This window comes from Streptomyces sp. NPDC059371 (assembly GCF_042751995.1).
In the GTDB taxonomy this organism is placed as follows: Bacteria; Actinomycetota; Actinomycetes; order Streptomycetales; family Streptomycetaceae; genus Streptomyces.
In genome coordinates, this window is record NZ_JBHYXD010000030.1 from 42,479 (window position 1) to 56,311 (window position 13,833).

Here is a 13,833-nt window from a genome sequence, read left to right on the forward strand (position 1 = left end):
ATCCCGCTGTGGCGATCACGGTCAATCGGTCGGTGCTGGCGCATCGACTGTTCACGGGGATCTCTCGGCGTCATCTTGCTTGCCTGGTCGAGGAGTTGGCCGTGCCGTGGCAGGCCGGGGTCGAGGGTCGTCGCCATGCCGCGCGAGGTGGGGCCCGGAAGCGGGCTGAAGGGGCCGGCGCCCGCCACCAACTGGTGTTCGTCGACCGGCTGATGGCCACGCTTATCCATTTGCGGCACGACCTGCCGCACTCGGTGCTGGGACTGCTGTTCGGCGTCGACCGTTCCACCGTCACCCACGCGATCGGAGAGGTGCGCACGCTCCTGGCCGAACGGGGGTGCGCGGTCCCGGACAGCCCCGGCCTGCGTCTTCGGACACTGCCGGATGTCTTCGCTTATGCCCAGGCCGAGGGCATCGAGCTGCGGCTGGACGCCACCGAGATCCAGGTCCCTCGGCCGCCTGCCAGCCGCGGCGGGCGGCGAGCGTTCGTCTCCGGCAAGAAGAAGCAGAACACGATGAAGGCCACCGTCATCGCCGACCACCTGGGCCGCACTTTATGGGTCGATGCCCTGCGACCTGGGCGGATGCATGACGCGACCGCCGCACGCAACGAAGGTATCGGGATCTGCTTCCAGCACTTTCCCGATGTCGAGATCCTTCTGGACGACGGCTACCTCGGGCTCCGTCGTGATCACCCAGGACAGGCGGTGACACCGCCCCGGAAAGGCAACAAGATCAGCCCGCCCGAGGTCCTCGAAGCCCGTCGGCGAGCCCGCCACCGACACTCCTCGAAACGCATCACCGTCGAACACGCCCTCGCCGACCACAAACGCTGGAAACAACTGACGCGCTGGACCCACCGACGCGAGACCCTGCCCGCCACCTACCGAGCCATCGCCAGCCTCGTCTCCGACCGCACCACCGGCTGACAACAGCCACGACCGGGAGAAACACACCTCGCCCGCTATCACGCACCAGCTCGTAACTGATGGTTTCAGAATGAGGTTCGGAGTCGTCTCAAGCAGATGATTCTGCAGGCGAGTTGGAGCAGTGCGAGGTGGAGGTCGGCTCGTATCTCGTAGCGGATCCGGAGTCGTTTGAGCCGGTGGAGCCAGGCGAAGGTCCGCTCGACGACCCAACGCGTCTTGCCGAGTCCGGATCCGTGCGCGGTGCCTTGCGGGCGATCTTCGATGTGATGTGGTGGAAGGCGCCCGACGCAGCCGGGAGACTACTTGCCGCCCCCAGGAGGCGCGGCGCTCTCCATGGCCGACTTCGTCACCCACTCCGGTGCGCGGGTGCTGATCCCTCATCTTCCGCCGCCACGGCCGCCCGCACCCGCTGCTCCTCGCGAGCAGAGCCGACGTCCCGTTCCAGGGGTGTGCGACTTACGGCCGTCGCGAGGTCTTCCAAGGCCCGCTTTTGCAGTTCCGCCTCGCGCCGCACGACCGGGCTCCGGTTGCCGGCGGCAGCGTCCTCCCAGGCGTGGAGCGCCTCCTCCACACGCCCCCAGTCCGGATTCCTGTGCTCGCGCACATCGACTGCTGCCTTCGCGGTGTCCGTCTCCAGGGCCTCGGCGAACTGCTCCGCCTCGGGGACGAGACGGCTGTCGGCCCGCGGGACGTGGCTCTCCATGAGCATCGTCGCCCGGCCGAACCCCTTGAGCGCCTCCTGAGCCTCCTGTGCCTCGCGCGACGTCAGACCCCTGGGGCGGACCGGTTCCTGCCTTGCCCGGTCGTACGCCTCCTGCCAGGCGGCATACGCTTCCCTGCTCGCCAGTAGTGCCCTGCGCATGTCGGCGTGATGTTCCCGGGTCGGTTCGGCGTAGTTGCGGAGTACCGAGGCCGCGTAGCGGCCGTTGGCGGCGAGCCAGTCCGCGAGCCGGCCCGGCAGCCGGGGCGTCTCCCACGCGGGGAACACCACGTAGGCCAGCATTGCCAGGGCCCCGCCGAGCAGGGTGAGCACCACCCGCTCCGGGACCGTCTGCTCCCATGCCTGGCCGCCCATGCCGAGCAGGAAGACGACGTATGCGGCAGTGAAGCACTGGGAGTAGGCGTAGCTGGTACGGATCAGCGTGTACGACAGGCCCGCTGAGACCACCGCCAGCGCGCCGAACACATGGGCGTCCGGGCCCAGGGCCCGCACCATCCCGGTGGCGAGCGCGACCCCCGCCAGGGTGCCTGCGAGACGGGCCACCGCACGCGCGTACGTCCGGTGGAAGTCCGGCCGCATCACCATCACCGAGGCGATGGGCGCCCAGTAGCTGTGGCCCAGGGGCAGCCGGGCGGCGATCAGATAGCCGAGCGTGGCCACCGCCGCCAGGCGGACGGCGTGTCGGAACACGGGCGAGTCCCGGCGGAGCTCACGGTGGATCGCCCGGACGACGACCGGGACCAGCCGGAGCATTGTCGGGCGCACCAGGAACTGGGCGCCGGCAGGGCCGGGCGGCGTGGGTGTCCTCCCGCGCGCGCTGCCGCTCCCGGCGATCTCCAACGCCTCGCCGAGCAGTTCCACGAGCCGCTCGGCGGCCTGCCGCGCGGGGCCCTCCAGCACCTCGTGCTCCTCGTCGACACGCAGGACGTCCGTGCTCCCGGGCGGCACCTCGGCGGGAGTGCCGCGGCGGATCGAACGGGCGGCGGCATCCAGGACGTCGGCGGCCGCGTCGAGCAACTCCCGCGCGCGGTCCCTCCCGGGTCCCTCCGCCGGGGCGCCGACGTCCGGGTCGGCGAGCGCGGCGACGACCGGCCGAATGCGCTCGGCGAGTCCCCGGGGGCCGTGCAGGGCGGGGGGACGGGTGCGGGCCTGTGATGGCGTCACGGCGGCCGCGTCCCTGGCCGTCATCAACGGCTCCGGGTCGAACGGGGCCGTCGGGTCGTGCCGCAGTCGGCGGGCGTAGTCCGCCACTGCGGCCAGGGCGTCGGCGAGCGCGTCACGATGCGCCCCCCAACGGCGGATCGGGAACAGTAAGATCAGCACGGCTTGCACCACGCCCCCGAGCGCGATGACCCCGGCGTGCTCCAGGGCTCGCCCGACGCTCGTGGGCAGGGTGATGGTCACCAGCATGCTGCCGACCGTCGTCGCTGCGACGATCCCAGTGGTCGATCCGACGGCCCACGCCATCCCCGCGGCGAAGGCCCATACGGCCAGCAGCGGGAGGAACGTCACGAGTCGCCCCGCCGCCAGGTAGCCCACGAAGGTGCTGAGCGCCAGACCCGCGCCCGCGCCGAGCGCGATCACCTTGCGTGGACGCCAGGTGCGCTGGAAGGTGGCCCCACCCGCGGAGTAGGCACCGAGGGCGGCGGACGCGGCATACGCAGGGGAGACGAGCCACAGCGCCGGCCCGATGATGATCGCCATCCCCGCGGCCGTGCGCAGCGCGAGCAGGGGCTCCAGCCGCGTCTCCTCGATCGTGAGCCCGGATCGCACGACCTCTCCGAAGGCCCGCAGCCACGTCACGGGTGTGAGCCTAGCCGGAACACCCTGCCGGGTCGCATCGGCCTGATTGAGGTGCGGCAACCGTCGGGCAGGGAAGCCTCCCACCCGCCCCGCGAACAGGCCGGCGGCCGCAGCCGCTGGACGGGGTGCAGCCACTGCGGACGCTGCTGAGCGTCCGCCGTCCGTCCTACCGGGCCGGAGCGCGGGCAATCGCCGTTGGTTCAGGTCCGACCGGAGCGCGGGCGATTGTCCCCAGCCCCGGCCGGAGGGCGGGACGGCGGCCCCGGGTCGCCTACCGCTTGTGGCCGTTCCCGTGTCCGTTCGGGTGCAGGACCACCTTGGTCCAGCCCTCGTCACGGGCGTCGAAGTGCTCGTAGGCGGTGGGGGCCTCGTCCAGACTGAGTTCGTGGGAGACGACGAAGCTCGGCTTTGCCTTCCCGCCGGCGATCAGATCCCGCAGTGCCCGGTTGTACTTCTTCACCGGCGCCTGCCCGGTGCCCATGCGCTGGCCCTTGAACCACATCATGCCGAAGTCGATCGGGATCTTGCCCTGGGCCTCCAGCTCCCCCTGGGCCTCGACGCCGCCGGGGTCCTGGGGCAGGAACACGCCCACCACGCCGATGTCGCCCGTGAACCTGACCGCGTCGATCAGTCCGTTGAGCGTGAGACTGGCGTCCTCATGTCCCTCGGGATCGTGTGCCTGGTAGCCGACGCACTCACAGCCGTTGTCGGCGCCCAGACCGAGGGTGGCCTCCTTGACGACCTCCGCCGCGTTCTGCTCGGCGGTGTTGATCGGGATGGCCCCGATCTCCTCCGCCTTGCTCAGCCGGTCGGGCTGGTGGTCGGCCACCCACACGCGGCCGGCGCCCTTGAGCAGGGCGGAGTAGGCCGCCATCAGCCCGACGGGGCCCGCCCCGAAGACGATCGTCTGGTCACCCGGTTTGACGTGGGCCATCTCGGTGGCGTGATAGCCGGTGGGGAAGATGTCGGCGAGCATCACGTAGTCGGTCTGCCGCTCGGCGGCGTCCTCACCCAGACGCAGCGCGTTGAAGTCGCCGTAGGGCACGCGCAGCAGTTCTGCCTGGCCACCCTGGTAGGGGCCCATGTCGGCGAACCCGTAGGCGGCTCCGGCGAGGGCCGGTTCCGGCTGCATGGTCAGGCAGTAGTTGGTCAGACCCCGCTCGCACTGCTTGCAGAAGCCGCAGGCGATGTTGAAGGGCAGAACCACGTACTCGCCGACCTGGACCTTGCGGACGGCCGAGCCGACCTCCACGACCTGGCCCATGTTCTCGTGTCCCAGGGTGCGGCCGGACTCGAACGAGGTGCGGCCCTCGTACATGTGCAGGTCCGAACCGCAAATGTTGGTAGTGGTGATCTTGACGATGATGTCGCAGGGGTGTTCGATCTTCGCGTCCGGTACGTCCTTCACCGTGACGGTTCGCGGGCCTTCATATACCGCTGCTTTCATGATCGCTTCCTTCGATGCCGCGGCATGACCGCAGCACGGTTGCGGTGGAGACGGGGTACCGAGCCTGACTCCCGCGAGTTGGTGCGACGAAGTCCAGCGCTCCGGCATGCCTCTGTGGGCCGTTCACCCGGTTCAGGTGAACGGTGGCGCCGCCGTGGCCTGTCCGGCGGAGCGTCGGTGCTCCGGCGGCGTGCCTTCCGAGTCCCCACAGGCTCTTGACGCGAAACAACCACGCACCGACCGATCAGCGGAATCTTCGTACAAGGACGACCGACGACCACCAGCCGCCGACGAATCTCCGACTCGGATCACCACCTAGTCGCCGTTGTCGTCCTGGAGCATGTGGCGGCGCTCCTGTTCGCGCTTGGAGTAGGCGGCTGCCCGGATTGCCTCGTCGCTCTCCAAGCCTGATCCCAGCGCCCCGCCCACCGTCGCGACCGAAGCGACGAACCAGGACAACGTCCAGTACTCCGCGGCGTCAAGCGGGGTTCGTGTCGTGGAGGCGAACACTTGGCCGTTGAGGATGAACAGGGCCCACACCAAGTTGATGACGATCAGACCCCCGTAGCAGACGAGCACCCCGATACCCACGGTCATGACCGTCGAGGCGTTGTAGAGCCGCGCCCTCTGCCTCGCCTCCCGCGAGACCTCCGCTGATCGATGCCACAGCTGCGCGTCCACGATCAGCCAGCCGATCATGATCGCGATGGACCCGACCGTGGCGATCACGAGGCGTGGCGTGCTCAGGGACGTGGCCAGGCTCCAGACGGTGGAGTTCACGATGGAGACTGCTCCTGTGGCGAGTGCGGCCGCCAGGGCTTTCGACAAGCCCGGTACCAACCGCCACGGCCGGTTGGCGCGGACCATGCCGGCGAGCACCCGCAGGTAACCGCGCGGCCCGCTGACGACGTACCGAAGATCGTCGGTCTCCTTCTCACCGGTTCGGTCCGGATGAGCAGGCGCGAGACGATCGACGAGGGGCCCCGGAAGCGGCTGACTTCGCGGAGGTCCTTCAGCCCCAGGGGTTTGCGGGCCCGCCAAGCCAAGCACAGCTTCTTCGACGGCCCGCCGGGCCCTCGTCTGCAGCCGCAGGCCCCCCAGCGAAGGAAGAGAGAGCAGTGCCAAGCCGTGTTCGTGATTCAGATCCACAGCGAGCTTGCGCCCGTGCGAGTGCAGCGGAAGGTCGGTCAGGGCCACGACGATGTCCCAGTCCTCCGCATTGCCACGGTCGATGATCCGGCGCATCAAGGTGGACAAGTCCTCGGTCCCTGAGGTGAAGGGCTCACTGACCACCTCGACGTCGAACCGTCGCCCCTGGTCTGACCTGTCGGCGAGCCGGTCGGGAAGCATCCGGGCCATGCGCTGCGCGATCTCCGTGGGCGCGTCCGGATCCGCCAGGAGAGCCACGACCGTAACGCCCTGAGACGACACCCGCATGACTCCTTCTCGTCGGCTGCCCCCGCGATCGCCCGTGCCTACAGGATGCCCCTGAGGCATCGCCGACGCCGCGTGACACGCCTGCCCCTGCCGGGTAGGGGCAGGGGGTACGGTCGGATCTCCTTGTCCACCCCGTGCAGGGCCTGCTCCACCACCGGGCCACGGTTGCGCGGGCCACCGCGAACACCCGCTCCGCTTTACCCCGGTCGGCACCGCGAAGAGATCGCTCGGCAGCAGGCCCGCCTCCTGTTCAACCTCGTCACGCCGCCCGAGGCCGTGTATCGAAAATGGATCCGGGACACTTCGGAGGCTCGTGTGAGCGGGGCCCGGTGACGGCGCCTGTCGCGCGGTTCCCGGCGCGATCAGGTAATCAGGAACGGTGGACAAGGACGCGACCGACCCCTTCGTGCATGTCCGGGGCGCCAGTGAGAACAACCTGAGGAACATCGATGTCGACGTTCCGCGGGACGCGATGGTCGCCTTCACCGGCGTCTCCGGTTCGGGCAAGTCCTCGCTCGCGTTCGGCACGCTCTACGCGGAGGCCCAGCGGCGCTACTTCGAGTCCGTGGCACCGTACGCCCGAAGGCTGTTGCAACAGGTCGGCGCACCGCACGTGCAGGAGATCACCGGACTGCCACCGGCCGTGGCCCTGCAGCAGCGACGCGGGTCGCCCAGCTCGCGCTCGACGGTCGGCACCATCACCACGTTGTCCAATCTGCTGCGCATGCTGTACTCACGCGCCGGCACCTATCCGCCCCGGGCCGCACGGCTGGAAGCCGAGTCGTTCTCACCCAACACCGCGGCCGGCGCCTGCCCGGAGTGCCACGGACTGGGCGTCGTGCACGACGTCGCCGAGGACCTGCTCGTCCCGGACCCCTCGCTGAGCATCCGCGAGGGGGCGATCGCCGCCTGGCCGGGCGCCTGGCAGGGCGCCAACCTGCGCAGTGTCGTGAGCGGCCTGGGGATCGACATCGACCGACCGTGGCGCAGGCTCAGGAAGAAGGACCGGGACTGGCTGCTGTACACGGACGAGCAGCCCTCCGTGTACATCGAGCCGGAGGAGGACCGCGTCGACTACGGCTACCAGGGCAAGTTCTGGAGCGCCCGCAAGCACGTCATGCACGTCCTCGCCGACTCCAAGAGCGAGAAGATGCGCGAACGGGCGCTCCGGTTCGTCAGAAGTGTGCCCTGCCCCGAGTGTCACGGCAGCGGACTGCGGCCCGAGGCGCTCGCCGTGACCTTCGCCGGACGGTCCATCGCCGAGATCAACGCGATGCCGCTCACCGAGGTCGTGGCGCTGCTGCGGCCCGTCGCGGCGCGGTCCGAGGCCGGCGCCACCACGTCGACCGCCCGATCCGGGGAGACGACCGAGGTCGCGGTCCGGATCTGCGGCGATCTGGTCGCGCGGGTCGACGTACTGCTCGACCTGGGCCTCGGATATCTCAGCCTCGGGCGCCGCTCGACGACCCTGTCGCCCGGCGAGGCGCAGCGCCTGCGGATCGCCACCCAGCTGCGCTCGGGGCTGTTCGGCGTCGTCTACGTCCTCGACGAACCCTCCGCGGGCCTGCACCCGGCTGACGCGGAACCGCTGCTGGACGTGCTGGACCGCCTCAAGGCGGCGGGCAACTCGCTGTTCGTCGTGGAGCACGACATGGACGTCGTACGGCGGGCGGACTGGGTGGTCGACATCGGCCCCGGCGCGGGCGAGGGCGGCGGACGCGTGCTGTACAGCGGCCCGGTCGCCGGTCTTGAGCGGGTCGGGGAGTCGGCCACGAGCCAGTACCTGTTCGGGCGCGCCCAGCCGCTCGATCACCGCCCGCGCACACCGCACGGCTGGCTGCACCTGAGCGGCGTCTCCCGCCACAATCTGCACGACGTGTCCGTCGACGTACCGCTCTGCGTACTGACGGCGGTGACGGGCGTGTCCGGTTCCGGGAAGTCGACGCTGGTGACGCAGGTGCTCGCCGAAGTCGTCCGCGGCCACCTCGGACTCGCACCCGAGGAGCCCGACGAGGCGCAGCTGGAGGTCGACGTCCAGGACGCGTCGGGGGTCGAGTCGTTCGACCGGCTGGTCCGGGTCGACCAACGGCCCATCGGCCGGACTCCCCGGTCCAACCTGGCCACGTACACGGGGATGTTCGACGCGGTGCGCAAGCTGTACGCGGCGACGGACGAGGCCAGGGCGCGCGGCTACTCGGCCGGACGGTTCTCCTTCAACGTGCCCGAAGGGCGGTGCGAGACCTGCCAGGGCGAAGGATTCGTCGCTGTCGAACTGCTGTTCCTGCCCGGCACCTACGCGCCGTGCCCGACCTGCGAAGGCGCCCGGTACAACGCCGAAACACTGGAAGTCACCTACCGCGGCAAGAACATCGCGGAAGTGCTGGGACTGTCCGTCGACGCCGCCGCGGAGTTCCTGTCCGCGGTCCCGGCCGCCTCCCGCAGTCTGGAGACGTTGCGCGAGGTGGGACTGGGGTACCTGCGGCTGGGCCAGCCCGCGACGGAACTCAGCGGTGGTGAGGCGCAACGCATCAAACTGGCCACCGAACTCCAGCGAGCCCGCCGCGGTCACGCGCTCTACCTGCTCGACGAGCCGACGGCGGGGCTGCACCCCTCGGACATCGCGCTGCTGCTGCGACAGCTGCACCGGCTCGTCGACGCCGGCAACACGGTCGTCCTCGTCGAGCACGACCTGGACACGATCGCCACCGCCGACTGGGTCATCGACCTCGGGCCGGGCGGCGGCGACGCGGGCGGGCGGGTGGTCGCGGCGGGCCCGCCGGCCAAGTTGGCGAGGGCCCGCCGCAGCGCCACCGCGCCCTATCTCGCGGCCCGGCTCGCGCGCTCCTGACGACGGCGCGAGGGGCGCGCACGTCGCAGCAGGTCCGGATCACCGGAGCGGGCGCGGCGCTGCTGCCGGAGGCTCGGGCCGCCCTCCACGCCGCCCAGGCGGCCCAGGACGCCATGCGCGCCGCGCAGGACACGCTGCGCGGCACGGTGGATGTGGGTGCCATGGCCTCGGTCGAGGGGGTGGTGGATCCTGCCTGCGCTCCTCGGGCATCTGCCCGCGTGGCATCCGGCGATCGACGTCCGGCTGCCACGCGGGCGACGACCGGACCGGCGGGACTGGCGCACGCACTGCTCAGCGGGGGACCTGGGCGTGGCCTTCCTGTCGTTGCCCGAGCACAAACCCGCCGGGATCGACGCACGGGAGCCGGCCACCGTTCCGCTCGTCCTGGTGGTGAGCGCCGCCCATCCGCTCGCGCAGCGGGGAAAGGTGGCACTTGCCGACCTCGCGGGGGAGCCCTTCGTGGACTTCCCGCCGGGCTACGGCTACCGCGAGGTGGTCGACCGGGCGTTCGCGGTGGCTGGCGTCGTACGCCGGGTTGCACTGGAACTGCCCGACATCGACAGGGGGCGGCACTGGTGGCGCGACGCGACCTCCCTGGATCGAACCGAGGAAGGGCCACCCACCGCAGCTCTGTGACATCGCAGCCCGCCCAACTGCTGCCGCCACCGATCGCACGAAAGTTCTAGCGAGGCATCAGCCGGGGCCGCCCAGCACGATCTTCCACACCCGGGTCGCCACCTGGAGGTTCAGCCGGTCCTCGACGTTCGCGAGGTCGTTGCCGCTGATGTCGCGGATGCGCTGGAGCCGGTAGCGCAGCGTGCTGCGGTGGATCGCGAGGGAGTCCGCGGTCTCGTCGTAGTTGCCGCCGCAGTCGAAGTACCGGGACAGGGTCTCCACCATGGCCGTGTGGTGCCGGGAGTCGTAGTCGATGAGCTGCCCGAGCCACTCCTGGACGAACGTCTCCAGTTCCCGGTAATCGTTGCCAGGTCCCAGGATGCGGTAGAGGCCGAGCTCGTCGAAGAACGTCGTGCCGTAGCGCTCGCGGGAGTGGCGGCGCACGTCCATGGCGCGCCGCGCCTCCTCGTAGTGGTGGGGGATGTCGCCCAGGGAGTCGCAAGGGGCGCTCACCCCGATCGTCCCGGACCGGGTCCCGGTCTCCCGGGCGAGCGCCTCGTACAACGCGCGGGCGTGTGGCCTGTCGTCCGCGACCAGGACCACGTGATCGGAACGTCGGGTCAGCAGCGAGCGCATGCCCACGCCAGAGGCCGCCTGTCCCACGGTCTGCGCGAAGGAATCGTCCGCAGTCCGGTTCGGCCACTGCACCACGACGATGTAGTGGCTGCGGTGCAAGTCGTGTCCGACTGCCTCGTACCGGGCGTTGGCGCTCGCTTCGTCCGTCCCTGCCAGGAGGTCGTCGACCAGCTCGCGGTGCAGCCTCAGTTCCACTTCGGCCAGATTGCGCAGGTGCGCCAGCTCCGGGGCGAGCGACGCGGCGGCGTGTTCCAGCGCGAGTACGGTGTGCTCGTCGGCCTCGTCCCGGGCATCGACCAGGGCGAGCACGCCCAGGATCTCGCCGCGCGGGCGGACCAGGGTGATCAACCGGTCCTTCACCCGCACCGGCCCGGCCTGACGGGCGACGGCGTGCAGCATTTCGTCCTGGCGCACGGGGTCCGGCTCGGGATAGGGGTCGGGGCGGCCGGGGCCGGTCCAGGACCTCAGCCGACCGAAGCGGTCCTCGACCAGCGCGGGGAGTCCGGTGAGCCTGTGCAGTGCGCGGGTGATGGCTTCCTCGCCGCCGCCCGAGGCAGCGACGTCGGCCATGAGCGCGTGAACGGCCCGCTGGTACCTCAGCTCGGCCACGACGGAGATCAGCTGCCGCTGGAGGGCTGTGCGTTCGTCCCTCAGCCGGTGCAGCTCCAACGCGTCCTCGCGTCGGCGTCGGTATGCGAAGGCGACTGACAGTGCAGCAGCGGTGTGCCGGACGAGCGTGGCGAGCAGGGATTGCTCGGCCTCGGTGGGCCGGGAGCGGGACGTCACCACGAGGTAGCCGTGGAGTCCTTCAAGTCCGCGTAGCCCCAGGGCCCGGCCCCAGGGCCTGCCGGGTACGGTCACAGGGCCGTCCCGCCCGGCCAGCTCCCGCACCCTCCGGCCCACAGCCGAGACATGCGTCTGCCCGTTCCTCGGGCTGGGGACCAGATCGCCGTCCACCTTGAGGTATCCGGCCTCGGCGCTGTATGGCCCTGCGGCGGCTATGTGGTCCATGGCCAGGCGCAGGATCTCGCCTTCCTCCGGGGTGTCGAACAGAGCGCGGGAGAGCACCATCAGTTTGCGAAGGGCATGATCGGCCAGGGTTGGAACGGGTGGGCGAGGCACTGTCCGCGCAGCCGCGAGGTCCCGTCGGCCGCTGCCCCGGCGGAGGCTGTCCTCCCGGGACAGGTGGTGCGTCCGGATGCTGACCATCGGATCACTCCGTTCTCCTCGAGCCTACAGCGAGCGGCGGTATCCCCTCCCGTCCGGCTCGTCCGAGATGTTCGGATTCCTCCTCTCGTACTCGTGGGGCGACCGGAGCCGTGCATTCCTGACTCGCCAGGCGCAGGCGTGGAGCCACCCGGTTCGTCACCATGGGCAGTGCTTGAGACCCTCCGTGCGCACAGGCAGGAAACCGGCGGAGGTCCCACCCCCTACCTGAAATGAACGTGATCCGGAGAGTCGACGCAGGCGTCGTACCGGGAGGAGTTCCTCATGGCCAAGGCAGTGGGCATCGACCTGGGCACCACCAACTCGGTGATCGCCGTGTGGGAGGGCGGCGAGCCGTCCGTCGTGCCCAACAGCGAGGGCAACCGCACGACACCGTCCGTGGTGGCCTTCACCGACACCGGGGAACGTCTGGTGGGTCAGCTGGCCCGGCGCCAGGCGATCCTCAACCCGAAGGGCACCATCTACTCGGCCAAGCGGTTCATCGGCCGGCACTTCGACGAGATCTCCGACGAGGCCAGGGCCGTGGCGTACGACGTCGTCGAGGGCGACGGCGGGGCGGCCCGCTTCAAGGTGCGCGACAAGCTGTACGCGCCTGAGGAGATCAGCGCACAGGTGCTCCGCAAGCTCGCCGACGACGCCTCCAAGCAGCTCGGGGAGAAGGTCACGGAGGCGGTCATCACGGTGCCCGCCTACTTCAACGACGCTCAGCGCACCGCAACCAAGGACGCCGGACGGATTGCCGGACTGGAGGTGCTGCGGATCATCAACGAGCCGACCGCGGCGGCCCTCGCGTACGGCGTGGACAAGAAGGAGCACGAGACCGTCCTCGTCTTCGACCTGGGCGGCGGCACCTTCGATGTGAGCATCCTCGACGTCGGTGACGGCGTGGTGGAGGTGCGCTCCACCGCCGGCGACAGTCACCTGGGCGGCGACGACTTCGACCGGCGCTTGGTGGACTACCTCGCGGACGACTTCCAGAAGGAGAACGGCATTGACCTGCGCAAGGACCCGCAGGCGTTGCAACGCCTGTTCGAGGCGGCGGAGAAGGCCAAGACCGAGCTCAGTTCGGTGACGCAGACGCAGGTGAGCCTGCCGTTCATCACCGCCGACGCCTCGGGCCCCAAGCACCTCACCGACTCGATCATGCGGTCCACGTTCGAGCAGATCACCGGCGACCTGGTGGAGCGCTGCCTGGGACCGGTCCAGCAGGCGATGGCCGATGCCAAGGTCGGCGAGAGCGACATCGACGAGGTCATCCTCGTCGGCGGCTCCACCCGTATCCCGGCGGTCCAGGCCCTGGTCCGCCGGCTGACCGGCGGCAAGGCACCCAACATGAGCGTCAACCCCGACGAGGTCGTGGCCCTGGGTGCCGCGATCCAGGCCGGGGTGCTCAAGGGCGAGGTCAAGGATGTCCTGCTGCTCGACGTCACACCCTTGTCGCTGGGCCTGGAGACACGCGGCGGAGTGATGACGAAGATCATCGAGCGGAACACCACCATCCCGGTGCGCCGCAGCGAGACCTTCTCCACCGCCGAGGACAACCAGCCCGCTGTCGACATCGTCGTCCTCCAGGGCGAGCGCGAGCTGGCCGCCGACAACCGGGTGCTCGGCCGGTTCCAGCTCACCGACATCCGGCCAGCGCCGCGGGGCGAACCACAGATCGAGGTCACCTTCGACATCGACGCCAACGGCATCCTCAACGTCAAGGCCCGCGACCGGGACACCGGCAAGGAACAGGGCATCACCATCAGCGAGAGCTCCAACCTGGACCGCAGTGAGGTCGAACGCATGGTCCAGGAAGCCGAGCGCAACCAGGGCCAGGACCATGCACTCCGCGAGGCCGTCGACGCCCGCAACGAACTCGACGCCATCGCGTACCAGGTCGAGAAGCGTCTCACCGAACTGGGCGAGGCAGCACCCGCGCACGAGAAGGCACGCGCCGAGATGCTCGTGTCCGACGCCCGGGCGGCGGTCAAGGAAGAGGCGGGCGTGGAGCGCGTGCGGCCCCTGACCTCCGAACTCCAGCAGGTGCTCGCCGGGCTGGCGGCCCATCAGGGCGCCGTCACCGCGGACGGCGGTCCCGGCCAGAATGCCGCCACCGGTGGTCCCACGAGCGGCGACGCCGGTGGCGACGATGTCATCGACGCCGAATTCGACAAGGGCTGAGGCG

General features: G+C 70.1%; 8 protein-coding genes and 1 pseudogene. 4 read left to right on the forward strand and 5 right to left on the reverse strand.

Features of this window, described 5'->3' with window-relative positions; genetic code table 11:
* Positions 1-8: 8 nt before the first annotated feature.
* Positions 9-929 (forward strand): transposase family protein, encoded by a 921-nt coding sequence (locus tag ACFXGX_RS19160; protein WP_384792256.1) that lies wholly within the window; start codon positions 9-11, stop codon positions 927-929.
* A 65-nt stretch (positions 930-994) separates the two neighbouring features.
* Here ACFXGX_RS19160 and ACFXGX_RS19165 read toward each other — a convergent pair.
* The 4 genes and pseudogenes from ACFXGX_RS19165 to ACFXGX_RS19180 all read right to left on the reverse strand — a co-directional run.
* Positions 995-1,171: pseudogene (locus tag ACFXGX_RS19165) on the reverse strand (transposase); the annotation flags it as partial.
* Positions 1,172-1,275: 104 nt separating this feature from the next.
* Entirely contained in the window at positions 1,276-3,453 is a 2,178-nt protein-coding gene (locus tag ACFXGX_RS19170) for an FUSC family protein (protein WP_384792258.1), read from the reverse strand.
* 271 nt (positions 3,454-3,724) lie between these two features.
* Entirely contained in the window at positions 3,725-4,900 is a 1,176-nt protein-coding gene (locus ACFXGX_RS19175; protein ID WP_384792261.1) for a glutathione-independent formaldehyde dehydrogenase, read from the reverse strand.
* A gap of 315 nt (positions 4,901-5,215) precedes the next feature.
* A complete protein-coding gene (locus ACFXGX_RS19180) occupies positions 5,216-6,337 on the reverse strand; it encodes a hypothetical protein (RefSeq protein ID WP_384792264.1) in 1,122 nt (373 codons plus the stop codon).
* Between the two features lie 379 nt (positions 6,338-6,716).
* Here ACFXGX_RS19180 and uvrA point away from each other — a divergent pair, with 379 nt between their 5' ends.
* Positions 6,717-9,185 carry an excinuclease ABC subunit UvrA gene (gene uvrA, locus ACFXGX_RS19185; protein WP_384792267.1) on the forward strand — a complete coding sequence of 823 codons (2,469 nt, stop codon included), beginning with the start codon at positions 6,717-6,719 and terminating at the stop codon, positions 9,183-9,185.
* 150 nt (positions 9,186-9,335) lie between these two features.
* Positions 9,336-9,821, forward strand: a complete 486-nt coding sequence (locus ACFXGX_RS19190; RefSeq protein WP_384792270.1) for a LysR substrate-binding domain-containing protein — start codon at positions 9,336-9,338, stop codon at positions 9,819-9,821.
* Positions 9,822-9,878: 57 nt separating this feature from the next.
* Here the strand turns inward: ACFXGX_RS19190 and ACFXGX_RS19195 are convergent, their stop codons facing one another.
* Positions 9,879-11,645 (reverse strand): PucR family transcriptional regulator, encoded by a 1,767-nt coding sequence (locus tag ACFXGX_RS19195; protein WP_384792273.1) that lies wholly within the window; start codon positions 11,643-11,645, stop codon positions 9,879-9,881.
* A 282-nt stretch (positions 11,646-11,927) separates the two neighbouring features.
* Here ACFXGX_RS19195 and dnaK point away from each other — a divergent pair, with 282 nt between their 5' ends.
* Positions 11,928-13,829, forward strand: coding sequence for a molecular chaperone DnaK (gene dnaK, locus ACFXGX_RS19200; protein ID WP_384792276.1), 1,902 nt, complete (start codon positions 11,928-11,930; stop codon positions 13,827-13,829).
* Positions 13,830-13,833 lie beyond the last annotated feature (4 nt).